Consider the following 22,111-nt stretch of genomic DNA (forward strand, 5'->3'; position numbering starts at 1 on the left):
GCTAGCCGGTCACGAACTTGTCGGCGACAACCAGCGCCTGCTCCAGCCGGTCCAGGGCTTCGACCAGGACATCGTCCGGGATGTTCAGCGCCGGAACCACATGCAGCCGGTTGAAGTTGGCGAAGGGCAGCAGCCCGGCAGCCTTGGCCGCGGCCACCACCTCGTTCATCTCGGGGGAGGAGCCGCCGTAGGCCGCCAGCGGCTCGCGGGTTTCACGGTTCTTGACCAACTCGATGGCCCAGAACACCCCGGCTCCGCGGACCTCGCCCACCGAGGGGTGCTGCGCGGCGAACTGCGCCAGCCGCGGGCCGATGATCTCATCGCCCAGGCGCTTGGCATTGGCCACCATGGACTCGTCCTCCATCGCGTGGATGGTAGCGACCGCCGCCGCGCAGGCCAGCGGGTGGCCCGAGTAGGTCAAGCCGCCAGGGTAGGGGCGTTCGCGGAAGGTCTCGAAGATCTCGTCGTTGATCGCCACGCCGCCCAGCGGCACGTAGCCCGAGTTCACCCCCTTGGCGAAGGTCAGCAGATCCGGGGTGACGCCCCAGTGGTTGACCGAGAACCACTGGCCGCTGCGCCCGAATCCCGCCATCACCTCGTCGGCGATGTACACGATCCCGTACTTGCGGGTCAGCTCGCGCACCCCGGCCAGGTAGCCGGCCGGCGGCATATAGATGCCGGCGGTGCCCGGAATGGATTCGAGGATCAACGCGCCGATGGTCGAGGCGCCCTCCAGGACGATGGTGTCTTCCAGGTGCTTCAGCGCCCGCTCGGTTTCCTCCGCTTCGCTGGTTGAGCCGAAGTAGGACCGGTAGGGGTAGGCGGGGAAGAAATGCACTACCCCGTCGGTGGCATGGTCCGAGGCGAAGCGCCGCGGGTCGCCGGTCGCATTGATCGCCAGCTGCGTGCCGCCGTGGTAGGAACGGTAGGCGGAGAGCACCTTGTGCTTTCCGGTGTGCAGCCGAGCCATGCGGATGGCATGCTCCACCGCGTCGGCCCCGCCGTTGGTGAAGAAGATCCGATTCAGGTCTCCCGGGGTGCGCTCGGCGATGAGCCGGGCCGCCTCGGAACGCGCATCGTTGACATGCTGCGGGGCGATGGTCGCGATCTTCGCGGCCTGCTCCTGGATGGCCGCGATCACCTTGGGGTGCTGATGGCCGATATTCGTGTTGACCAGCTGGCTGGAAATGTCGATCAGCTTCCGGCCTTCGCCATCCCAGACGTAGGAGTCCTGCGTCTTCAGAATGGTCATCGGGTTGAACGGTCCCTGCGCCTGCCACGAATGGAAGACGTGGTCGCGGTCCAGCTGGTAGGCGCGCTTGCCTGCTTCGATCTCTTCCGCCGAGATGTCGGCGGTGAGCTGTTCGGTCATGAATCTAGATCCTTCTACTCAAACCACGTGGGCACGCGGGGAAAATTAGTCGTTCTGCGGGAAGCCGAGGTTGATTCCGCCGTGGCTCGGGTCCAGCCAGCGCTTGGTGATCACCTTGTTGCGGGTGAAGAACTTGAATCCCTCCGGGCCGTAGGCATGCTGGTCGCCGAACAGCGAGGCCTTCCAGCCGCCGAAGGAGTGGTAGCCCACCGGGACCGGGATGGGCACGTTCACGCCCACCATGCCGACCTGGATTTCGTTCTCGAAGCGGCGCGCGGCGCCGCCGTCGTTGGTGAAGATCGCGGTGCCGTTGCCGTACTTCGAGGCGTTGATCAGCTCGATACCCTCGTTGAAGGTATCCACGCGGACCACCGAGAGCACCGGGCCGAAGATCTCATCGGTGTAGATGGACATGTCGGTGCCGACGTTGTCGAACAAGGTGGGGTGCAGGAAGAAGCCGTTGCCGTCCGCGTCCAGCGCCCCGGTGCGGCCGTCGACCACCAGCGAGGCGCCGGACTCGATGCCCGCCTCGATGTAGCCGGCGACCTTGTCACGGTGCTCGCCGGTGATCAGCGGGCCCATATCGCAGCCGCGGGTGCCGTCGCCCACGCGCAGGTTCTTGGCGCGCTCGGCGATCTTGGCGACCAGCTCGTCGGCGATGTTCTCCAACGCCACCACCACGCTGATCGCCATGCAGCGCTCGCCGGCCGCGCCGAAGCCGGCGTTGATGGCCATGTCCGCGGCCAGGTCCAGATCGGCGTCGGGCAGCACGAGCATGTGGTTCTTGGCGCCGCCGAAGGCCTGGACACGCTTGCCGTTGGCGGTGCCGGTGGAGTAGACGTACTGGGCAATGGGGGTGGAGCCGACGAAGGACACCGAAGCGATGCGCGGATCGTTCAGCAGCGTGTCCACGGACTCCTTGTCACCGTGCACCACATTGAGCACGCCCTCTGGCAGGCCCGCCTCGGCGAACAGTTCGGCCATCCACTGGGCCGCGGAGGGATCCTTCTCCGAAGGCTTGAGCACTACCGCGTTGCCCGAGGCGATGGCGACCGGGAAGAACCACAGCGGCACCATGGCCGGGAAGTTGAAGGGGGAGATGATGGCGGAAACGCCGACCGGCTGGCGCTGGGACTGCACGTCCACACCGGTGGAGGCGTTCTCCGAGTATTCGCCCTTGAGCAGGTAGGGGGCGTTGCAGCACAGCTCGACAACTTCCATGCCGCGGGCCACTTCACCCAGTGCGTCATCGAGCACCTTGCCGTGCTCCGCGGTGATGATGGCTGCCAGCTCGCCCTTGCGCTCGGCGAGCAGCTGGCGGAAGTTGAACATGATCGCGGTGCGGCGGGCCAGCGAAGTATCGCGCCACTTGGGGAATGCTGCGTGGGCTGCGGCGATGGCGGCTTCGGTGGTGGTCTTGGACGCCAAGGCGACTTCGCGGGCAATCTCGCCGGTGGCAGGGTTGTAGACCTTGCCGGTGCGGGTGTCGCCTTCGCCGGAGAACGGTGCGTTATTGACCCAGTGCTGCAGAGTTTCGGTCATCGTAGTCGTCATGAGAAAGTCCCTTCAAGTGCGTTCGTGGTTATCTGATTCCATCTTGCGCCACCAATATGACAAGTAACACAAGCGATGTGTCATGATTTAGGCGGAAGGTCTTACGCTTTGTAAAGGTTGACGGATGAGTGCTGAAACAACTGGTTCCCTGACCATGGCCGACGTGCTGGCGCTGAAGGTCGTGCAGAACGCCGAACCGCTGGTCCTTTCGGGGGAGAAGAACCTCGATGTGCGCCTGCGCTGGGTGCATGTCACCGAGTCGGCAGAGAACGTCGATCTGCTCTTCGGCCGCGAAGTCGTGCTCACCACCTTGCGGAATGTGGAGCCCAGCGTGCAGCGGCTGCGTGCGTTCATGACCAAGCTGGAGGATTCCGGAGCGGCCGGGGTGGTGGTGGAACTGCTGGAGGATCCCGGCGGCGCGGATGCCGGCATCGGCGCACGCCTGGCCGAAGCGGTGAATGCCCTGGCGCTGCCGGTGATCCGGTTGCGCAAGAAAGTGCGTTTCGTGGAGATTACCGAGGTCATCCACGAGCGTCTCGTGGCGGAACAGCTGGCCGCGGTGCAATTTTCCCGAAACGTCCACGAGATCTATACCGAGCTTTCGCTGCATGAAGCCGATGAACAGCGCATCGTTGAGCGCACGGCGGAGCTTTTGCAGGCTCCGGTGGTCTTGGAAGATGTCCGCCACCATGTGCTCGCCCACGCCGGTGCCGGATACGGGGCCGAATCGGTGCTGGAACACTGGATCAATCGCTCGAAATTCGTCGGATACGCCGAACAGACCGGGCGTGGCCACGGCGCCGAAAGCTGGCTGCAAACCCCGGTCGGCGCGGTCCGCAGCCGATGGGGCAGGCTGGTGGTTCCGGCCGAGCTCGAGGACGAGCACAACGCCGCTCTGGTCTTGGAGCGGGCGGGCCAAACCTTGACCATCGCCCGATTAGCCGGCCGCGACCAGCGCGAACTTCTCTACCAAGCTCGCACCTCGATGCTGCACGAGCTGCAGCAGCACCACTCCTACACCGACAAGGAAGTGGCCGTACGCGCCGAGTCTCTTGGCCTGGATGCCGGAGCGCACTATGTCCCGCTGGTGGTCTCGCTGGCCGTGGGGGAGGCCCACAGCCCCACGGACATCCAGCTCCGCGAACGAGAAGTGCTGGAAGTCGTAGACCAGGTGGCCGAGAATATGCGTCTGGGAGTGCTCGCCGGATCGCTGCGCTCCGGATACCTCGGGGTCATTCTCCCCGTCGCGGCGAAGCAGCTGGTGGAAAACTCGCTGCAGCGGTTCACCCGACAGCTGACCGAGATGCTCTCCGCCCAGGTCGCCGTCGGGGTGGCGGCCGAAGAAACGAGCATCAGCGCGAGCGCTCGCCGGTTGGAAGAGGCGGCCCTCGTCGCGGAGATCGTTCCCAACCTCCCGACCCGAGCCCGGCCCTACTACCGCTTCGCGGACCTGCGCTTGCGCGGGGTGCTCTCGGCCATGGGCCAGGATGCGCGCATGCGCAGCTTCGCGCTGACCGAACTATCCGGGCTGCTGAACCCGCCAGATGAATCCGGCCTGGAGCTGCTTCAGCTATATCTGGAGCATGCAGGCAACAAAAGCGCGTTGGCCAAACAGGGCTACCTCTCGCGGCCAACCCTGTATGCCCGATTGGCGAAGCTCGAAGAGAAGCTTGGGGTATCGCTGGATTCTGCAGAATCCCGAGCCAGCTTGCAGGTAGCGTTGCTTTGGTATCGAATGCACGGATAACTGGATCCGGCAGTTGCACCCACCACGAGGCCAGCGGAGAAACGGAGCACCCATGCCCATACTGAACAAAGATATGACCCTGTGCATTTCGCTCTCGGAGCGTCCCTCGAATCTCGGCACGAGATTCCACAACTACCTCTACGAGGAACTCGGGCTGAACTTCATCTACAAGGCGTTTGCTACCCAGGATCTGGACGGTGCCATCGCCGGGGTTCGGGCCTTGGGCATCCGCGGTTGTGCCGTCTCAATGCCGTTTAAAGAAGATGTGATGGAGCTCGTGGACGTCATCGAGCCCTCGGCAGCGTCCATAGAATCGGTGAACACCATCGTCAATGACCAGGGTGTGCTTCGCGCGTCGAATACCGACTACGAAGCCATAGCGAAGTTGATAACCCACCACGGGCTGAACCCGAACGCCTCGGTGCTGGTCCGGGGATCCGGAGGCATGGCGAAGGCGGTCGTCGCAGCATTCCGCGACGCGGGATTCGAAAACTTGACGGTGCTGGCCCGCAACGCAGCTAGTGGAAAGGAACTGGCCACGAAGTATGGCTACCGCCATCAGGTTGGCGACCCCGAACCAGGGCACGATATTTTGGTGAATGTGACCCCGCTGGACATGGACGGGCCGCACCAGCAGGAGTTGGCCTTCGAATTACCCCATCTAGCGACCGCAGAAACCGTCTTCGACGTGGTAGCTTTTCCGGCGCAGACACCGTTGATCCGCGCCGCAGAACAGCTGGGGAAACAGGTCATTACCGGTGCCGAGGTCATCGCCTTGCAAGCGGCGGCGCAATTTGAGAAGTACACCGGAATTCGGCTCAGCGAGGACCAGGTGCGACGCGCTTCGGAGTTCTCCCGCAGCTAGTCCGCGCTGGGGCGCCGCGCGGCGGCGCCGTAGGGTCTGCGGACATCCTCGCGAGGTTCCGCGGACCATTCGGCGATCCACGGGCCGGTGCCTTCCGAGACGTCACGCACGCCCTCTTCGAGCCATTGGAAGTCACCATCCAATAGCTTGGCGGCAACCTGTTCGTCACGGTGCGTGGTATTGCTCCACAGGTGGCTGAAGTGCTCTTCGCAGCGTTTGGTCGCCTGTTCGCAAAATGCCTGGGCCAGGGTTTCGGCAGAGAATCTTTGGGCGGCGCCCGAATCGTGGAGCGACAAGGTCTTGGTGATCGTTGCCGACATGGCGAACAGCTCGGCGCCGATGTCCACGATGCGTCCCAGGAATACCTGCTGTTTCTCCATGCCGGACTGCCACCTCGCCATTCCGGCAAAGGTCTGGCGTGCCAGGCGGCGTGAACTGCGTTCGATATACCGCAAGTGCTTGGCCAGCGGCCCCCGGTCCGAAAAGGACCCCGGCACGGTACCGGCTCCGACCATCAGCTTTGGCAGCCAGCGGGCATAGAAGCCGGAGGCCTCCATGGCGGCTCGGGCCTTTTCTTCCAGCGTGGCATCGCTCTGCGCCAATGCCCCGGCGGCTTGGAGGTGAGCGTCAACCGCCTCGCGGGCGATCAACAGGTGCATGATTTCGGTGGAGCCCTCGAAGATGCGGTTGATGCGCAGGTCGCGCAGCAGCTGCTCGGCCGGGACCGCCCGTTCGCCCCGGGCGGCCTGGGAAGCGGCGGTTTCGAAGCCACGCCCCCCGCGGATCTGAATGAGCTCATCGGCGATCTTGCAGGCGGCTTCGGAACTGTAGAGCTTGGCGAGCGCCGCTTCGATGCGGACATCTTTCATTCCCGCATCGGCGAGGCTCGCGCTCAGTTCAAAGACCGCCTCTAGCGCGTAGGTGCTTGCCGCCATATAGGAGAGCTTGGCGACCACCGCCTGGTGCTTGCCCACGGGGTGGCCCCATTGCACCCTGGCTGCGGACCATTCGCGAGCAATTTTTGTTGCCCATTTCCCGGCGCCCGCGCACATCGCGGGAATTGACAACCGTCCGGTGTTCAAGGTGCTCAGCGCGATTCTCAGCCCCGAGCCCTCTTTGCTCAGCCGATTCTCCACCGGTACCTTGACGGCGGAGAAACGGGTGACACCGTTTTCAATCCCGCGTAGCCCCATAAATGCGTTGCGGTTTTCCACCGTGATGCCCGCAGAGTTCGCCTCGAGGACAAACGCGGTGATCCCGCCTCGTCCTGCCGGCTCGGTTCCGCAGACTTCGTGGGGCTTCACCGCTGCCATCACCACCAGCAGGTCTGCCACTACGCCATTGGTGGTCCAGAGCTTCGAACCTTCCAGAAGATAATGCGTACCGTCCTCGCTCAACGTCGCGTGGGTGCCCAAGCGCGCCGGATCGGAGCCGACATCGTTCTCGGTCAGGAGAAAGGCGCTGATTTCCCCTGCCGCGCAGCGTGGCAGGTATTCGCGTTTCTGGGCATCCGTGCCGAAGCGCTTCACGGGCTCTGGGACGCCGATGGATTGGTGCGCCGAAAGCAGCGCGCCGAGTGCGGGGGACACCGAACCGACGCGCATCAAGGCGCGCCCATAATCCAGCAAGCTCAGTTCCATCCCGCCGTATTCCTCAGGGATTTTCATGCCGAACGCGCCCACATCCCGTAGCGCGGCTATGTATTCATCCGGTACGCGTGCGTCTTCTTCAATACCGGAAACGTTGAAGCCATCCAGCACGGTTTTCAGCTCGGCAAGGAATTTTTCTCCGCGCGCCGCGGCCTTCGGGTCCGGAACTGGCATCGGGGTGATCAGCGAGAAATCAACCTCACCCATATAGAGGCCCTTGGCGAAACTAGGTCGTTCCCAGCCTTGCTCGCGAGATGTCTCGGCAACTTCTCGGGCTTGGGCCGCGTCGATGCTTGCGCTTGATGGTTCCGGATTCGGGCACATGGCAGATCCTTTGCACTCCAGGCGCGTTTTGCCCTGGTGGCATCTGCGCCTGTCCTTTGGTTGGCCCAAGCCTAACCCTGAACTAGCAGACAAGAAAGGGGGCGTGCCTTGGCGTGCAGAAGAGGAACCGCCACTCGATGAAGAAGTCGAACAGCACCGATGGCTGCTGGCCGGCGAGCACCACGGAGCATGAAGCGAAAATGCTGCAAGACCTAGCCCTAGCATTGCCTCTCGCTAGGTCAGCGGGTCCAAACGTACACAGCAATGCCCGGTTTCTGGTGTGACCGGACAGGCACGATAAGGGGCATCGCCGGATTCGAGGAGCGCCGCTAAGAGCTCGCGGTTCATCAGGCATACGGTGTCCCGGTGCTGTGCCGAAAGCTGGTGGAAGGGACAATCGGTGAGGTGAATCGAGCCTGCGGTATCCGTCTGTGGCAGATAGCCGCCATTGGCCAGGGTCTGTTGCAGGGAGTCTTTGGAGGCCGCGATACCCCGTCCGGTTTCGCGCGAGACTTCGGCGAGCAATTCATTGACCGGCCGTTGTTCCAGTGTCGCCCGTTCGATGGCTTTAGCCATAATTTGAGCGGCCAGCGTGTATTCGCGGTGCGGGACGCTCGCCTCGATCTCCCGTGCAACGGGTGAATACAGTTTTGCGGGACGTCCCGAGCCGGGGCCGGTGTTTTCGCGCAGCTTGCGAAACTCATAGCTCAGCAGGCCCTCCTTGACCAGCCGTTCAAGCTGAAATGACACCGTATTTCGCGGTAGTTCCAGCGCTTGCGCCACCGCATCGCGGCTGGCCGGCTCCGCGGAGCGGGAGAGGAATTCGTAGATTCTCGCGCGGAGCGGGTCGGCTAATGCGGAGACCGCCTGGACCGAACGTTTGCGGGGAAAGAACTGCATAAGTTAAGTGTAAATCTAAAATTGGTTTTTGTTGACTTAGAGAGTACGGGGTTCTAAAATAAGATTATCTGATTTTAGAAAGGAGGGGTGGACATGGCTTCGACGGCTATGAGCGCAGCGGAAGTCCGCTCGCGCGCACTGGAGCATCAGGCGTTCGTGCTGCTGCGCACAATCTTTACGGTGGCCCCGATCTTGTTCGGCTTGGACAAGTTCTTCAACTTGCTCACCGACTGGACGGTTTACCTCGCACCATTGGCCACCGACATCATTCCGGTGTCGGCCCAACAATTCATGTACGCCGTCGGTATCGTGGAAATTGCCGCCGGCATCTTGGTGGCTCTGCGGCCAAAACTGGGTTCTCTCGTGGTGAGCCTCTGGCTGCTGGGAATCATCGTGAACCTGCTGATCCTGCCCGGGTACTTTGACGTTGCCTTGCGCGACTTCGGACTGCTAGTCGGCGCACTGGCGCTCAATCGGTTGGCTGCGGCACGAGCGGCGGCGCACCGATAGAGCTGACTTCCAGATGAATGTAGCGACCGGCTCCTTGACGGAACCGATCGCTATATCCAGTTTGGAGCCTATTGTCCTGGGGTCGACTAGATCTTGTTGGAGGCCTCAGAAAGTACCGCACGCAAGATCGATTCAATTTCATCGAATTCCGGTTGCGCGATGGTTAGCGGGGGCGCAAGCTGGATGACTGGGTCTCCTCGGTCATCGGCGCGGCAGTACAGCCCGGCCTCCCACAACGCAGGGGAGAGATACTGGCGGAGCAGCCGTTCGGATTCCTCATCGTTGAAGGTCTCCTTGGTGCTCTTGTCCTTGACCAGTTCGATCCCGTAGAAGTACCCGGCACCGCGAACGTCACCGACGATATCCAGGTCCTTGAGTTTGTCCAGCGTCGACTTGAAGTTCTCGGCATTGTTCTTGACATTGTCGTTGAGTCCCTCGCGCTCGAAAATGTCGAGGTTTGCCATAGCAACGGCTGCCGCCACCGGGTGACCGCCAAAGGTATAACCGTGATAGAACGTGGTGTCGCCCTTGGTGAATGGCTCGAAGAGCTTGTCCGAAACCACCATGACGCCCAGGGGTGCGTAACCGCTGGTGAGCGCCTTCGCCGAGGTGATGATGTCCGGAACGTAGCCGAAGTCATTGCAAGCGAACATCGAGCCGATGCGGCCGAATGCGCAGATGGTTTCGTCTGAAACGAGTAGCACATCGTGCTCATCGCAGATTTCGCGTACGCGATCGAAGTACCCCGGAGGCGGTGGGAAGCAACCGCCGGAGTTCTGGACCGGTTCCAGGAAAACCGCCGCGACGGTGTCGGGGCCCTCGAACTCGATAGCCTCGCGGATTCTTTCCGCCGCCCACAGCCCGAAGTCCTTTTCATTGTCGGCAAACATTTCGGGTGCTCGGTAGAAGTTGGTATTCGGAACCCTGAAGGTTCCCGGAACCAGCGGTTCGAAGGGTGTCTTCATATCCGGCAAGGAAGTAATCGCCAACGCACCTTGCGGTGTGCCGTGGTAGGCCAAGGCCCGCGAAATGACCTTGGTTTTTCCCGGCAGACCCTTCATCTTGAAATGTTGCTTGGCAAGCTTGAAAGCCGACTCCACCGCTTCACCGCCACCGGTGGTGAAGAAGACCCTGTTCAGATCTCCCGGTGCATAATGCGCTAGCCGCTCGGCCAGGTCGATTGCCGGTTCGTGCGCGTAGGACCAAAGCGGCATAAACGCCAACTTTTCGGCCTGTTTGGCGGCCGCTTGCGCAAGCTCGGCGCGCCCGTGTCCGGCGTTGACCACGAACAGTCCCGAGAGCCCGTCAATATACTCCTTGCCCTGATCGTCATAGATCTTATGCCCGTCGCCGCGGGAAATAATTGGCACATTGCCACCGTTGTGAAGGCCTGAGTGGCGGGCCATATGCATCCAAAGATGATCGCGAGCTGCCTGCTGGCGATCGGTACCGCGTGGAGTTGTACTCATCGTGTTCCCCAGTTGTATTCCTGTTTTTTCAAAGAAAGGTACGTGTACGTATTCGTGCTGACGACGCCTTCGGTGCCGCGGATCTTGCTGATGACGCGGAGGAGGTCTTCATCGCTGGAACAAATGACTTCGGCCAGGATGTCGGCGCTTCCTGCGGTCACCACGCAGTAGTCCACTTCTTGAACTGCTGCGATGCGGTCCGCGGTCCCGTTGATGTCGCTTGAAGCGGTAATTCCGATCATTGCTTGCCGGGTGAAACCCAGCTCCAATGGGTTGGTTACCGCCACAATTTGCATGGCTCGACTGTCCACCAATTTCTGCACGCGTTGACGGACTGCTGCTTCGCTCAGGCCCACGGCCTTGCCTATCGCCGCGTAGGATCGGCGACCGTCTTCTTGCAGCTGTTCGATGATTTCCTTGGAAATCTCATCGATTATCGCCGTCGCGTGGCCATTCGGTGGCATGGTCATTCGGTATCGACCTCCCAGGTCTTTCGATGCGTATTCGCCACCCAAAAGCATCAAGCGTTTGGGTATAGCACCGACCCTACAGCTACTGATCCAGTTGCGAAAGGGGGAAATTTTGTTTGTTTCCAGCATTGGAAACACGAAATTAACAAGGATTCTTGCGTCCAACCCTTGTTTCGCCAGCAAGGAACTGACATTATGAACGTCATTGATATGTTGTGTGGCACGTCACAGTCACCCGATAATTTGGACAATTCAAGTTAGGACAGATCCATGTCTCACTCGCGAGGACAACTTCCTGAAGATCCAAAGATCCGAGCTCTCGTGCAAGCGATGAGCCAGCGATCGATGTCTCGACGCGGCGTGCTGGGGGCAGCCGGCGCCTTGGGGCTAACCGGTTTGCTGGCAGCCTGCGGCACCGGCGGATCCGGCGGTGGCTCCAACGGGCCAGCGGCCGCCGTCAAAGACATTTCGGAAACCGACCCCACGGTCAATTGGGCCAACTGGACCTTGTATCTGGATTATGACGACAAGGAGAAGACCTACCCCACCCTTGACCAGTTCACGAAGCAGACCGGAATCAGCGTCAATTATGTCGAGGACATCGACGGCAACGACACCTATTACGGGAAGGTGCAAGGCCAGCTCAATGCCGGTCAGGACATTGGACAGGACCTGATTACGCTCACCGACTGGATGGCTGGACGCATCATCCGCCAGGGATACACCCAAGAGCTGGATCACGCGAACATCCCAAATATGGCCAATTTGCTTCCGAACCTCCAAAATGTCGACTTCGACCCAGGGCGAAAGAATTCGCTGACCTGGCAGACCGGCTACGCCGGAATCGCTTGGAACAAGAAGAAGTTCCCGAAGGGGCTGAAGAACGTCTCGGATCTTTGGGATCCTGCGCTCAAAGGTCGCATCACGGTGCTCGATGAAATGCGCGACACCATGGGCCTGCTGATGTTGGAAAACGGCGTCGACATCACCGGTTCGTGGGGCGAAGCGGAATTCGGTGCGGCACTAGATGACCTGCGCAAAAACATCGGCAACGGCCAGATTCGACAGGTTAAGGGCAACTCCTACAAGGAGGACTTCATCTCCGGCGACGCGGTGGCAGGCGTTGTCTGGTCCGGGGACATAGTGCAGATGAACTTCGAAAACGATGACCAATGGGAATTCATCATCCCGGAGGCTGGCGGAGCCCTGTGGAGCGATAACTTGATGGTTCCCATCGCTTCACCGCGAAAGAGCAATGCCGAAGAGCTCATGAACTTCTACTATGACCCGAAGGTTGCCGCGGAAGTTGCAGCCTATGTGAACTTCATTTGCCCGGTTGTCGGCGCCAAGGAAGAAATGGAAAAGATCGATCCTAGTTTGGTGGACAACCCGCTGATCTTCCCGACAGACGAAGACCTGAGCCACGCACACGTCTTCCGTTCGTTGAGTGCTGAGGAGGAAAACACCCTCGGCAGTGAATTCCAAAGCGCGATTGGAGCCTAGGGATAAAAATATGTCACGCCAACGAGCCATTAACGAACAACGAGGCCGACTTTCCCAAGCCATCGGGCAGGCACAAGCGAGCCGACGCGGAGTGCTTGCCGGGGCGGCAGGCCTTGCGCTCGCTGGACTGCTCGGCGCCTGCGGAACCAAAGGGGCCAGCAGCGGTCCGGCGCAAGCATTAACCCCGGGAATAGATATTTCGGATACCGAAGAACTCGTGCGATGGGCAAACTGGACCCTGTACTTGGACTATGACGACAAGGCCAAGCACTATCCAACGTTGGAACAGTTCAAGAAATCCAGTGGTTTGGAGGTGCGGTACGTAGAAGACATCGACTCCAATGATTCCTACTACGGAAAGGTGCAGTCGCAGCTGGCATCCGGACAAGATATCGGCCAAGACCTGATGGTTCTCACCGACTGGATGACCGAACGCGTGATTCGGCTGGGATACGTACAGGAGCTTGAGCATGCAAATATTCCGAACCTGAAGAATTTGCTTCCCAGCCTGAACGATGTCCGGTTCGACCCTGGACGCACCAAGTCACTGACCTGGCAGTCCGGTTACACCGGTCTGGTATGGAACAAGGAAGCGTTCCCTAAGGGGCTACGCAACGTGGAAGACCTCTGGGCTCCTGAGCTCAAGGGGCGGGTGACGCTACTCGACGAGATGCGCGATACCATCCCGATTCTGCTCCTTGACCAAGGTATCGATATCACGGGCCAATGGGGTCAAGACGAATTTTCCGGCGCGATCGAAATTGTGGAGAAGAACATCCAAAACGGACAGATCCGCCAAGTTAAAGGCAACTCCTATAAGCAGGACCTCATCTCAGGCGATGCATTGGCCGGGATCGCTTATTCCGGCGATATCACGCAGCTGAACTATGAAGAGGGCAACAAGTGGGAGTTCATCATGCCCGAGCGCGGTGGATTGATCTGGTCAGATAATTTCATGGTTCCCATCGGAGCGACGCATAAGAAAAATGCCGAAAAGCTGATGGACTTCTACTACCAGCCAGATGTCGCGGCAGAGGTCGCAGCCTACGTCAACTATCTGTGCCCGGTGGTTGGGGCACAGGAAGAAATGGGAAAAATCGACCCGGATCTGGTCAACGATCCGCTGATATTCCCAACCGAAGAATTCCTGAACAAAGCAAGCACGGAACGAGAACTGTCGGTCGAAGAAGAAAACGACTTCCAAAACCAGTTCCAAGAAGTAATTGGGGTATAGAACGTGATGAATACCAACACCGCAGAGCCATCGATCAAGCAGGTGGAACTGCCGCGCAGCGACGGCGCGGACCTGAATCTTAAAGGCGTCACCAAACGCTTCGCGGAATTTATTGCGGTCAAAGACCTGGACCTCATGGTTCCCTCCGGGACATTTTTCGCTCTGCTCGGGCCTTCGGGCTGCGGCAAATCAACCACTTTGCGCATGATCGCCGGATTGGAAGCGCCAAGCGAAGGCCAAATTTCTATTGGCGGCAAGGACGTTACCGCGCTGCCAAGTCATCAACGCGAAGTCAACACGGTCTTCCAGTCCTATGCGCTCTTCCCGCACATGACGGTGCTGGAAAACGTGGCTTTCGGGCTAAAACGCAAAAAAGATAAACAGGCCATGGAAAAGGCCAGGGCCGGGCTCGAAATGGTGGAATTGGCGCACCTGGCAAACCGCCGCCCCGAACAGCTCTCTGGCGGACAGCAACAGCGTGTCGCCCTGGCGCGGGCACTGGTGAACCGACCCCAGGTGTTATTGCTTGACGAGCCGCTCGGCGCCCTCGATATGAAGCTGCGCCGGCAGATGCAGATGGAACTGAAATCCATTCAAACCGAAGTCGGCCTGACCTTCATCCATGTGACGCACGACCAGGAAGAAGCCATGACCATGGCGGATGTCGTCGCGGTGATGAACGAGGGCCGAATCGAACAGATGGGCGCGCCGCGCGACCTATACGAACTTCCTAAAACAGCCTTTGTGGCAAACTTCCTGGGTAAATCAAACCTCATGCGCGGAACGGTTACCGGGGAACGCGACGGACTGCTGGAAGTTGCGGCCTCCGGGCACAAAATAGTCGTCGCCGTGGACCGGGCAGTGCAACACGAAGGCGAGATCGTTGTTGGAGTGCGCCCGGAGAAGCTGCACTTGAACCGTGAAGCGCCCGCCGAGGCGACGGGGTACAACGAGCTCAGCGGTGAGGTTATCGATGTTTCGTTCACCGGAACCACAACCGAATACCTGATCGAAGTCGCTGGCATTGGCCGAATCGGAACTTTTGCGCAAAACCGTGGACAACAATCGGCCGAAGTGGGGGAGACCGTATATCTCAGCTGGGATAGCGCACACTCCTTCGGACTAGCCGGCGATGAACTTGTCGATGCCGGAGTTGATAAGACATGAGCAATACGGTGATGACCAAGAAAGGAAAGATTGCGGATCTGCGCAGCCGCGACGAGATCAAGGCCGAACGACGCAAGGGGCGAACCGGTGTATATCTGGTGGTGCCCGGCCTGCTGCTGCTTTTGTTGTTCTTCGCAGTTCCGGTCATGGTGTTGCTTTCGATGTCGCTGTACGCGAGACCAGAAGGGGCCAGCATCGGTGAATTCGTCCCGGCACTTGAATTCCGCAATTATGCGACGGTGCTCGGATCGTACTGGCCCGACTTATTGCGCTCCTTCGGTTTTGCGCTCATCGCTACGGTGCTGGCACTGCTGATCGGCTATCCGATGGCGTACCTCGTCGCCGTGCGCTTGCGCCAGCATGGGCTGCTTCAAGGAATCTTGCTGGTCCTGCTGATCGCACCTTTTTTCTCCAGCTTCATTCTGCGCACCCAGGCGTGGAAGCAAATCCTGGCTGATGAAGGATTCGTGGCGCAAACGATGAAATTCCTTGCGATCCTGCCCGCGGATGGGCACCTGACCGCCACCCCATTTGCTGTGGTGGCCGGTTTGACCTATAACTTCCTGCCGTTCATGGTGCTTCCCATCTATGCGAACCTTGGCCGTTTAGATACGAGACTGCTAGAGGCCTCCGGAGATCTGTATGCCGGGCCAATGACCTCGTTCTTTAGGGTGACGCTGCCGTTGTCTGCGCCAGGTGTTTTTGCCGGCACGCTCTTGACCTTCATCCCGGCGGCCGGCGACTACGTGAACGCTGCGCTGCTGGGCAACAACCGCAACACCACGATGATCGGACAAGTCATCGATTCACGATTCTTCAAGGTCATCGACTACCCGGGAGCCGCGGCGCTGAGCTTCGTGTTGATGCTCTCGATCTTGGTACTGGTCACGATCTATATCCGACGATTCGGAACCAAGGAATTGATGTAGGAGACCATGATGAAACAAAAAATAGGGCGCTGGATCATTCCCGCCATTGCTGGACTGGCTTTCATCTACCTGCTGGTACCGATCGCGTATATCTTCGTCTTCTCATTCAACGATGCAGGACGTACAAACCTTGAATGGCGCGGCTTTACCTTGGACAACTGGCAGAACCCCTGCGGTGCGCCGGCTGTTTGCGAATCCTTGGTCAATTCCTTGCAGGTCGGCGTGGTTGCCACGATCGTGTCCACCGCGCTGGGCACCTGTATTGCTATCGGCCTGGTCCGCTACAAGTTCCGCTTCCGCAAGCTGACCGACGTGCTGATCATCCTTCCCCTGGCAACTCCAGAGGTTGTTCTCGGTGCTTCGCTCCTGGCCCAGTTCCTGAACCTCGGGTGGGAATTGGGGTACACCACGATTGTGATCGCGCATTCGGTGTTCTGCATGTCCTTCGTCATCGTGACAGTTCGGGCTCGAGTCTCTTCGCTGGATCCGCGCCTGGAAGAAGCAGCAGCCGACCTGTACTCCACCCCGCGGGCAGCCTTCTTGAAGGTCACCTTCCCGCTGTTGGTGCCCGGCATCGTTGCCGCAGCGTTGCTGTCCTTCGCGATGAGTTTTGACGATTTCATCATCACGAACTTCAACTCCGGAACCTTCCAGACCTTCCCGAAGTTCATCTATGTTGCGGCGACACGTGGCATTCCGGCTCAAGCCAACGTCATCGGTTCGGCCATGTTCATCACTGCGTTGCTGGTGGTAGTCATTGGACAGGTGATGGCCTATCGAAAGCGCAAACGCCTAGAGCAGGTCTAGGGCAGCATAACCATTGCTCGGGGTCCGCCGGTTCCTCCGCGCTGAGGAGCCGGCGGGCTCTGCCAGTTGGAGCAGATACTTGGGACTAGTTATTTGAGAACCCCGGGGCAAGGTACTGGTCGCGGGTTCCGCTTCGGCACTCGATGATATTCTCCGATTAGCTGTCGAACCGTGGCTCGAAGCATTGAGGCCCTGAATATCTTGCGACGTTCGCCGAGCCCAACCCTCGGAAACATCGTGGCCTTTCAGCTACGGGTCGGCAGCTCGGGGTCGCTTACTTGCATTGCTGCAGGAGCGGAGCTGGCCTCAGTATCCGGCAGGCGACAGGGTAGGATTCAACCGATTAGAATATTCCCACAATGTGGTAACGACTTACTGCGTGTGCGGTAGAGGAATGGTGTGAAAATACATGGGTGAACAGGTCGTCTGGCTTTCTGCTGAAGAGCGAAAGGCCTGGCTGGGGCTGAACACAATGATGTCCTTGCTGCCCGCCGCATTAGATTCAGACCTTCAAGGCCTCGAAGGGATCACTCTCTTCGACTACCATATGCTGGCCATGCTTTCCGAAACGCCGGACCGTGAACTGACCATGACCGATCTGGCCGCTCGCACCAGCGCTTCACTGTCGCGCTTGTCTCATGTGGTGAAGAAGCTGGAGAAGCGCGGATGGGTAGTTCGTGCTCAATCTGCCGGAGACGCACGTGTGAAGATCGCCTCATTAACCAAGGAAGGTTGGGACGCGGTGGTCAAGATGGCACCGCATCATGTCTCCACCGTCCGTGCGCTTCTCCTTGAAACCTTGGATGACAAGGACGTTAAGGATCTTGCGAGGATTTCGCGCAAGGTCGTGAAGGTTTTGGACGCGGATCACTGGGTCTTAGCGGATTCCACCTCCGATTTGGCTCCCTGAGCAATCCCAGATATTCTTATAGCGCGTTAATCGCGTGTTTCGTTGTGCCGCCATTTCGGTGGAGCAGCGGGTACGCGTAGCCCGTAATACCGAATATTGCGACCATCTGAGTACGGGGAAATTGCTCAACCGGTTGCGAAGTTCACCGACTTACATACTTTAAGGCTCTTCGGTTGGTTCTCACCCAGCCTGGTTACCTTCCTAGTGTGCAGTATTAACGGTGTTTCACTGGTTGGCGGGGCTCATAACGCACTAAGTGGTGTCGTTATTTCGGTAAAGACACTGCGCGCGAGAACCGCCGAATTTTACTACTAACTAACTAAGGAGTGATCATGGCAGCTGTTTGCCAGGTAACCGGTACTACCCCGGGCTTCGGACATAGCATCTCCCACTCGCACCGTCGCAACAAGCGTCGTTTCGATCCGAATATCCAGAAGAAGCGCTACTGGGTTCCGTCCCTGCGCCGCAACGTGACCTTGACCCTTTCGGTTAAGGGCATCAAGCTCATTGACGTTCGTGGCATCGACGCTGTTGTTGCCGACATGCTTGCGAAGGGTGTGAAGCTCTAATATGGCAAAGAAGGATAAGGACGTACGTCCTATCATCAAGCTGAAGTCGACCGCCGGTACCGGATTCACTTACGTGACCCGCAAGAACCGTCGTAACGATCCAGACCGCATGGTTCTGAAGAAGTACGACCCAGTTGTCCGTAAGCACGTTGAATTCCGAGAGGAGCGCTAAGACATGGCCAAGAAGTCCAAAATCGCAAAGAACGAACAGCGCAAGGTCATTGTCGAGCGTTATGCTGAAAAGCGCCTCGAACTGAAGAAGACCTTGGTTGACCCGAACGCAACCGATGAAGCCCGCGAGGCTGCACGCGTTGGTCTGCAGAAGCTTCCACGCGATGCTTCGCCGATCCGCGTCCGCAACCGCGACTCCATCGACGGCCGTCCACGTGGTACCTTCCAGAAGTTCGGTATCTCCCGTGTTCGCTTCCGCGACATGGCACACCGTGGTGAGCTTCCGGGCATCACCAAGTCTTCCTGGTAAGCCACAAAGTCTTACGGCTTTAGCTTTCTAGCACGAATGCCGCCTCAATCCCGCAAGGGTGTGAGGCGGCCTTCGTCGTTTAATCCGCCAGCTACTTGCGACGCGACCACCAGCGGCGCCTCGGCGTAGGCGCTTGCTGCGTCGGTTCAACATTCTGGACGGTCCGGCGTGCTGTCCAGGCCCGCACCTCGGCCTCGATATCGCGCAGTTTGGTGACCACCGGTGGACCGCCGAGTAACTGGCGGCGAGCGTCGACGATGCGCTGATTAAAATTGGCGAGGTGCTCGCGTACCGCGGCGGTAGTGGGCAGGCGATCTAGGGTCTGGTGTAGCTGCTCGTCTTCAACCCGCAAGGTCAAGGCCGGCGGACCGAGACCGGAGAGCTGCTCTCGCTGCATCATGGATTTTAACCACCAATCTGGATCGGTAGTGGCCGTGATGTGGTCAATATTCTTGCCAGCCAAGGGCAGGTTATCGAAATCTCCTCGGGCGAAAGCCTCATCCAAGGCGCTATTTGCCACTTCCCAGGCTTCATCTTGGGCATGATATTGCAGGGGTGTACGCGCCGGTCCGGTGACGCTTGGCTTACCCGTTTTCTCGGCATACTCGTCTACCGGAACCGGTGCATCGGAGCCGGCGGCCATTTGATAGCGGGCGGCATTCAACGCTGCGTTCTGGGCCGATTTCTCCGGTTTGTTGCTCACCTGTTAATGGTGGCATCCCGAGCACAGACCGGCAATAGGGCACGGTAAGGAGGGCTAGTGGCATCGCGATCTGCAGAGCAAGGCATAGTAGCGTTGAGCCATGAGCATTGAAGCCCGTGCCGGAACCCTGGACCGCTTAGGCTATGGAACGCCGCACCACGACGTATACGCCAATCGAGCCCGTTGGGCAGGCCTCGGCGAGGGGAAAGCCGCCGTCGTAACCGGCGCTAATTCCGGCCTTGGATTCTTCACGAGCCTCGCACTGGCGGAAAGCGGCGCCCATGTGGTGCTCGCCTGTCGCAATGAGGCGAAGGCCGAAGCGGCCATGAAAGAGATCCAACGGCGTGTACCCCAGGCGAAATTAGAGTATCTTCCCTTCGAAGCCTCGTCCCTAGAATCTGCAACGGCGCTTGGGAACATTTTGCGTCACCGGGAACTTGATATCTTGATCGCCAATGCCGGGATGATTCGCACGCCGGCAACCCGAGTGGTCGGCAGTCTGGGATACGAGTCAACAATGAGCACAAACTTTTTGGGACACGCCCGACTAGTAGGGGAGCTCGCCGAAAATTTCCGCAGCCGGCCGATGCGCTTCATCGGCCTCGGATCGGTGTCTACACTGTTGCTGAAAACAGACCCAAATAACTTGGCGCTGGATCACGGCTACCACGCCTATCGGGCCTACGCCCAATCCAAGGCCGCGGTTCAAGCATTCACTCTAGCCATGGACCACCGCTTGAAGCAGCTTTCGTGGCCTTCGCGCGCCATCGCGGTACACCCCGGATATTCCATTTCGGGATTGACCCTCCAGGTGCCCGGAATCAACGAACCACCCTATTTCAAGCGGGTCCGGGACCAAATGCAGGCCAGTTTCGCGCAGGGCAAACATGAAGGTTCGGTGTCCCTCGTGGAGGCGGCGCTTAACCCCGGGATATCCGCAAGTCCCCGGGGGACCTATCTTGGCCCGCGATTCCTCTCAAAAGGCGAATCTTCGCTGGCCAGACCGGCAAAAGTCACTCGACAGAAGCGACTTATGGACCCCGTTTGGAAGATCTTTATTGAAGCGAATCAAGGGATGGATCCATTCAAAATCTGAGCTTCAGTGAACTTTCACACCATGTAACTTGACCGAATATCGGTAAAAACCGCGGATCCGTGCGCCTTCTGTCGGTAATTGCTGGTAAGTTCTCTCAAGTAAGCCCGTGCGAGCGTGCGGCATCCGGCCCCCGGATTGGGGCGGCGGATCACTAGTCCAGGAGGACCACACATTGGCTATGAACCGTAGCGAACTTGTTGCCGCTGTTGCAGCTAAGACCGAAAACTCCCAGGTAGCCGTCAACGGTGTGCTGGATGCGCTGTTCGAAGTTTTCGTTGACCAGATCTCCCAGGGTGAGAAGGTTTCGATCCCAGGTTGGTTGGCAGTGGAGCGCACCGATCGTGCAGCTCGCACCGGACGTAACCCACAGACCGGTGAAGCTATCCAGATCCCAGCTGGCCACTCGGTCAAGCTGACCGCTGGTTCGAAGCTGAAGGCTGCTGTCTCCAAGAAGTAATGCCACGGCGCACTTTGTGCATTTCATTGACCCGTTACCCGAATTTATTTCGCGGTGGCGGGTCGATGTCGTTAACTACCAGATTCTCGGTATTTGCTTCCCCTCAACCTAAAAAATAGACCGTCTGGCGTTTTGAACCGTAAATAGTTGAAAAAATCCCCAGAATTCGCACGTTTTCGTCGGTTTCGGGGTCAAAGATTTGATATGTTCTCACTGATAAGTCCGCACGAACGTGCGGCACCGTGGCCCGCCGGGTCATGGACCACTAGTCCAGGAGGACCACACATTGGCTATGAACCGTAGCGAACTTGTTGCCGCTGTTGCAGCTAAGACCGAAAACTCCCAGGTAGCCGTCAACGGTGTGCTGGATGCGCTGTTCGAAGTTTTCGTTGACCAGATCTCCCAGGGTGAGAAGGTTTCGATCCCAGGTTGGTTGGCAGTGGAGCGCACCGATCGTGCAGCTCGCACCGGACGTAACCCACAGACCGGTGAAGCTATCCAGATCCCAGCTGGCCACTCGGTCAAGCTGACCGCTGGTTCGAAGCTGAAGGCTGCTGTCTCCAAGAAGTAAGTCCCCCAGACTTTTGCCGAGGGCCCGATTCTCTTCAAGGAATCGGGCCCTCGCATTCTTTAACGGTGAATGACGCCAACCCCTTTGGGACATTGTTCTACCTAGCGTAGAATCGATCTGCAGGGTCAAACACTCCAACTGAACGGTAGCTCTTCGTGCTCAAGGACTTCGGCGCAGCTCGCGTAATGCGCGGTTGGCTAGCTGCGAGCCTGTGCACCTGGACGGCATTTGCTGCGCACGCGCACAGTGCGCCAACGCGAGCTTCGCTCGTGGTGATGGTTTTGATTACCTGCGTCTCGGCGGTCATTGCTATCGCCATGCTTGGCAAGAAATTCAGTTTGCTAGCTACCAGCATCGTGGTGCTGCTCAGCCAAGGGCTCTATCACCTAGCACTGTCCGTCATGACGCACCATGCGCCGGCCGCATTGCCGATGGCTCAACAACATGCCGGGCACCATCACGGTGTTGAGCTTGCAGGAAATATTGCTTCCCAGTACGGTGCGGTGCAATCCGATTCGATGCTTTACGCCCACATCTTGGCCGCGGTGACCAGCATTGTCGTATTGCATACCGGCGAACAGCTCTTGGCGATCATTGGCGGCCTGCTGACGTTGAGCACGGTGCGCCATATTCTGGCCCGCGCCCGAAAGCTCGTTCCAGAATTCCCGCAGGTACCAGCGACATTCATCGAACCGGTACTGAACCAAATCTCTGTCCTGCTCCGACTTCCGGCCCGGCGCGGGCCACCTTCCAACGTATTGACCCTCTTCGCCTAAACGAATCAATACGCTTCGATCGTGCACCGTGGTGCACCGATCATTGGA

24 protein-coding genes are annotated in these 22,111 nt (G+C 59.1%); 16 read left to right on the forward strand and 8 right to left on the reverse strand.

The window, feature by feature from the left end; genetic code table 11:
• Nucleotide 1: 1 nt before the first annotated feature.
• Nucleotides 2–1,372, reverse strand: a complete 1,371-nt coding sequence (locus ACT3UQ_RS12295; RefSeq protein WP_105553312.1) for an aspartate aminotransferase family protein — start codon at nt 1,370–1,372, stop codon at nt 2–4.
• A 45-nt stretch (nt 1,373–1,417) separates the two neighbouring features.
• Nucleotides 1,418–2,926, reverse strand: a complete 1,509-nt coding sequence (locus tag ACT3UQ_RS12300; RefSeq protein WP_444637198.1) for a CoA-acylating methylmalonate-semialdehyde dehydrogenase — start codon at nt 2,924–2,926, stop codon at nt 1,418–1,420.
• A gap of 124 nt (nt 2,927–3,050) precedes the next feature.
• Here ACT3UQ_RS12300 and ACT3UQ_RS12305 point away from each other — a divergent pair, with 124 nt between their 5' ends.
• Together ACT3UQ_RS12305 and ACT3UQ_RS12310 are read left to right on the forward strand one after the other, a co-directional pair.
• Complete coding sequence (locus ACT3UQ_RS12305; protein ID WP_105553310.1) at nt 3,051–4,673, forward strand: PucR family transcriptional regulator; 1,623 nt, start codon at nt 3,051–3,053, stop codon at nt 4,671–4,673.
• A 52-nt stretch (nt 4,674–4,725) separates the two neighbouring features.
• A complete protein-coding gene (locus ACT3UQ_RS12310; protein WP_444637199.1) occupies nt 4,726–5,538 on the forward strand; it encodes a shikimate 5-dehydrogenase in 813 nt (270 codons plus the stop codon).
• On the opposite strand, the gene ACT3UQ_RS12315 is transcribed toward ACT3UQ_RS12310, so the two are convergent.
• Nucleotides 5,535–7,511, reverse strand: coding sequence for an acyl-CoA dehydrogenase family protein (locus ACT3UQ_RS12315; RefSeq protein WP_444637200.1), 1,977 nt, complete (start codon nt 7,509–7,511; stop codon nt 5,535–5,537). The two genes, ACT3UQ_RS12310 and ACT3UQ_RS12315, sit on opposite strands and share 4 nt — an antisense overlap.
• A gap of 234 nt (nt 7,512–7,745) precedes the next feature.
• Nucleotides 7,746–8,411, reverse strand: coding sequence for a helix-turn-helix transcriptional regulator (locus tag ACT3UQ_RS12320; RefSeq protein ID WP_105553307.1), 666 nt, complete (start codon nt 8,409–8,411; stop codon nt 7,746–7,748).
• Nucleotides 8,412–8,504: 93 nt separating this feature from the next.
• Here ACT3UQ_RS12320 and ACT3UQ_RS12325 point away from each other — a divergent pair, with 93 nt between their 5' ends.
• Entirely contained in the window at nt 8,505–8,921 is a 417-nt protein-coding gene (locus tag ACT3UQ_RS12325) for a hypothetical protein (protein ID WP_105568679.1), read from the forward strand.
• Between the two features lie 86 nt (nt 8,922–9,007).
• Here the strand turns inward: ACT3UQ_RS12325 and ACT3UQ_RS12330 are convergent, their stop codons facing one another.
• Nucleotides 9,008–10,390, reverse strand: a complete 1,383-nt coding sequence (locus ACT3UQ_RS12330) for an aspartate aminotransferase family protein (protein ID WP_105568680.1) — start codon at nt 10,388–10,390, stop codon at nt 9,008–9,010.
• Nucleotides 10,387–10,860, reverse strand: a complete 474-nt coding sequence (locus ACT3UQ_RS12335; protein ID WP_105553304.1) for an Lrp/AsnC family transcriptional regulator — start codon at nt 10,858–10,860, stop codon at nt 10,387–10,389. The genes ACT3UQ_RS12330 and ACT3UQ_RS12335 overlap by 4 nt, the downstream gene beginning before the upstream one ends.
• A gap of 270 nt (nt 10,861–11,130) precedes the next feature.
• Here ACT3UQ_RS12335 and ACT3UQ_RS12340 point away from each other — a divergent pair, with 270 nt between their 5' ends.
• The 9 genes from ACT3UQ_RS12340 to rpsN all read left to right on the forward strand — a co-directional run bounded on the left by ACT3UQ_RS12340 (nt 11,131) and on the right by rpsN (nt 18,460).
• Nucleotides 11,131–12,363 (forward strand): ABC transporter substrate-binding protein, encoded by a 1,233-nt coding sequence (locus ACT3UQ_RS12340; RefSeq protein ID WP_105553303.1) that lies wholly within the window; start codon nt 11,131–11,133, stop codon nt 12,361–12,363.
• A gap of 10 nt (nt 12,364–12,373) precedes the next feature.
• Nucleotides 12,374–13,597 (forward strand): ABC transporter substrate-binding protein, encoded by a 1,224-nt coding sequence (locus tag ACT3UQ_RS12345; RefSeq protein ID WP_444637203.1) that lies wholly within the window; start codon nt 12,374–12,376, stop codon nt 13,595–13,597.
• A 6-nt stretch (nt 13,598–13,603) separates the two neighbouring features.
• Nucleotides 13,604–14,764: an ABC transporter ATP-binding protein gene (locus tag ACT3UQ_RS12350; protein ID WP_105553301.1), complete on the forward strand. Its 1,161-nt coding sequence runs from the start codon at nt 13,604–13,606 to the stop codon at nt 14,762–14,764.
• Entirely contained in the window at nt 14,761–15,693 is a 933-nt protein-coding gene (locus tag ACT3UQ_RS12355) for an ABC transporter permease (protein WP_105553300.1), read from the forward strand. Before ACT3UQ_RS12350 ends, ACT3UQ_RS12355 begins: the two co-directional genes overlap by 4 nt.
• A gap of 9 nt (nt 15,694–15,702) precedes the next feature.
• Nucleotides 15,703–16,500, forward strand: coding sequence for an ABC transporter permease (locus tag ACT3UQ_RS12360; protein ID WP_105553366.1), 798 nt, complete (start codon nt 15,703–15,705; stop codon nt 16,498–16,500).
• 409 nt (nt 16,501–16,909) lie between these two features.
• Entirely contained in the window at nt 16,910–17,410 is a 501-nt protein-coding gene (locus ACT3UQ_RS12365; protein ID WP_444637204.1) for a MarR family winged helix-turn-helix transcriptional regulator, read from the forward strand.
• 332 nt (nt 17,411–17,742) lie between these two features.
• On the forward strand, nt 17,743–17,979 hold the full coding sequence (gene rpmB / locus ACT3UQ_RS12370; RefSeq protein ID WP_096283268.1) for a 50S ribosomal protein L28: 237 nt from the start codon (nt 17,743–17,745) through the stop codon (nt 17,977–17,979).
• A 1-nt stretch (nt 17,980) separates the two neighbouring features.
• A complete protein-coding gene (gene rpmG / locus ACT3UQ_RS12375) occupies nt 17,981–18,151 on the forward strand; it encodes a 50S ribosomal protein L33 (protein WP_022874359.1) in 171 nt (56 codons plus the stop codon).
• A gap of 3 nt (nt 18,152–18,154) precedes the next feature.
• Nucleotides 18,155–18,460, forward strand: a complete 306-nt coding sequence (gene rpsN, locus ACT3UQ_RS12380; protein ID WP_060702423.1) for a 30S ribosomal protein S14 — start codon at nt 18,155–18,157, stop codon at nt 18,458–18,460.
• Between the two features lie 91 nt (nt 18,461–18,551).
• Here rpsN and ACT3UQ_RS12385 read toward each other — a convergent pair whose 3' ends face one another.
• Both ACT3UQ_RS12385 and ACT3UQ_RS12390 read right to left on the reverse strand, forming a co-directional pair.
• Nucleotides 18,552–19,163, reverse strand: a complete 612-nt coding sequence (locus ACT3UQ_RS12385) for a DnaJ family domain-containing protein (RefSeq protein ID WP_105553298.1) — start codon at nt 19,161–19,163, stop codon at nt 18,552–18,554.
• 136 nt (nt 19,164–19,299) lie between these two features.
• Nucleotides 19,300–19,446 carry a hypothetical protein gene (locus ACT3UQ_RS12390; protein WP_444637217.1) on the reverse strand — a complete coding sequence of 49 codons (147 nt, stop codon included), beginning with the start codon at nt 19,444–19,446 and terminating at the stop codon, nt 19,300–19,302.
• On the opposite strand from ACT3UQ_RS12390, the gene ACT3UQ_RS12395 reads away from it, so the two are divergent.
• The 4 genes from ACT3UQ_RS12395 (at nt 19,426) to ACT3UQ_RS12410 (ending at nt 22,063) form a co-directional block, all read left to right on the forward strand.
• Nucleotides 19,426–20,259, forward strand: a complete 834-nt coding sequence (locus ACT3UQ_RS12395; protein WP_444637214.1) for an SDR family NAD(P)-dependent oxidoreductase — start codon at nt 19,426–19,428, stop codon at nt 20,257–20,259. The two genes, ACT3UQ_RS12390 and ACT3UQ_RS12395, sit on opposite strands and share 21 nt — an antisense overlap.
• 172 nt (nt 20,260–20,431) lie before the next feature.
• Nucleotides 20,432–20,716 carry an HU family DNA-binding protein gene (locus ACT3UQ_RS12400; RefSeq protein WP_096255549.1) on the forward strand — a complete coding sequence of 95 codons (285 nt, stop codon included), beginning with the start codon at nt 20,432–20,434 and terminating at the stop codon, nt 20,714–20,716.
• Nucleotides 20,717–21,002: 286 nt separating this feature from the next.
• Nucleotides 21,003–21,287, forward strand: a complete 285-nt coding sequence (locus ACT3UQ_RS12405; protein ID WP_096255549.1) for an HU family DNA-binding protein — start codon at nt 21,003–21,005, stop codon at nt 21,285–21,287.
• Nucleotides 21,288–21,472: 185 nt separating this feature from the next.
• Entirely contained in the window at nt 21,473–22,063 is a 591-nt protein-coding gene (locus ACT3UQ_RS12410) for a hypothetical protein (RefSeq protein ID WP_105719003.1), read from the forward strand.
• The last annotated feature ends 48 nt before the right edge of the window (nt 22,064–22,111 follow it).

This window comes from Glutamicibacter sp. AOP12-B1-11 (genome assembly GCF_052379245.1).
Taxonomy (GTDB): domain Bacteria; phylum Actinomycetota; class Actinomycetes; order Actinomycetales; family Micrococcaceae; genus Glutamicibacter.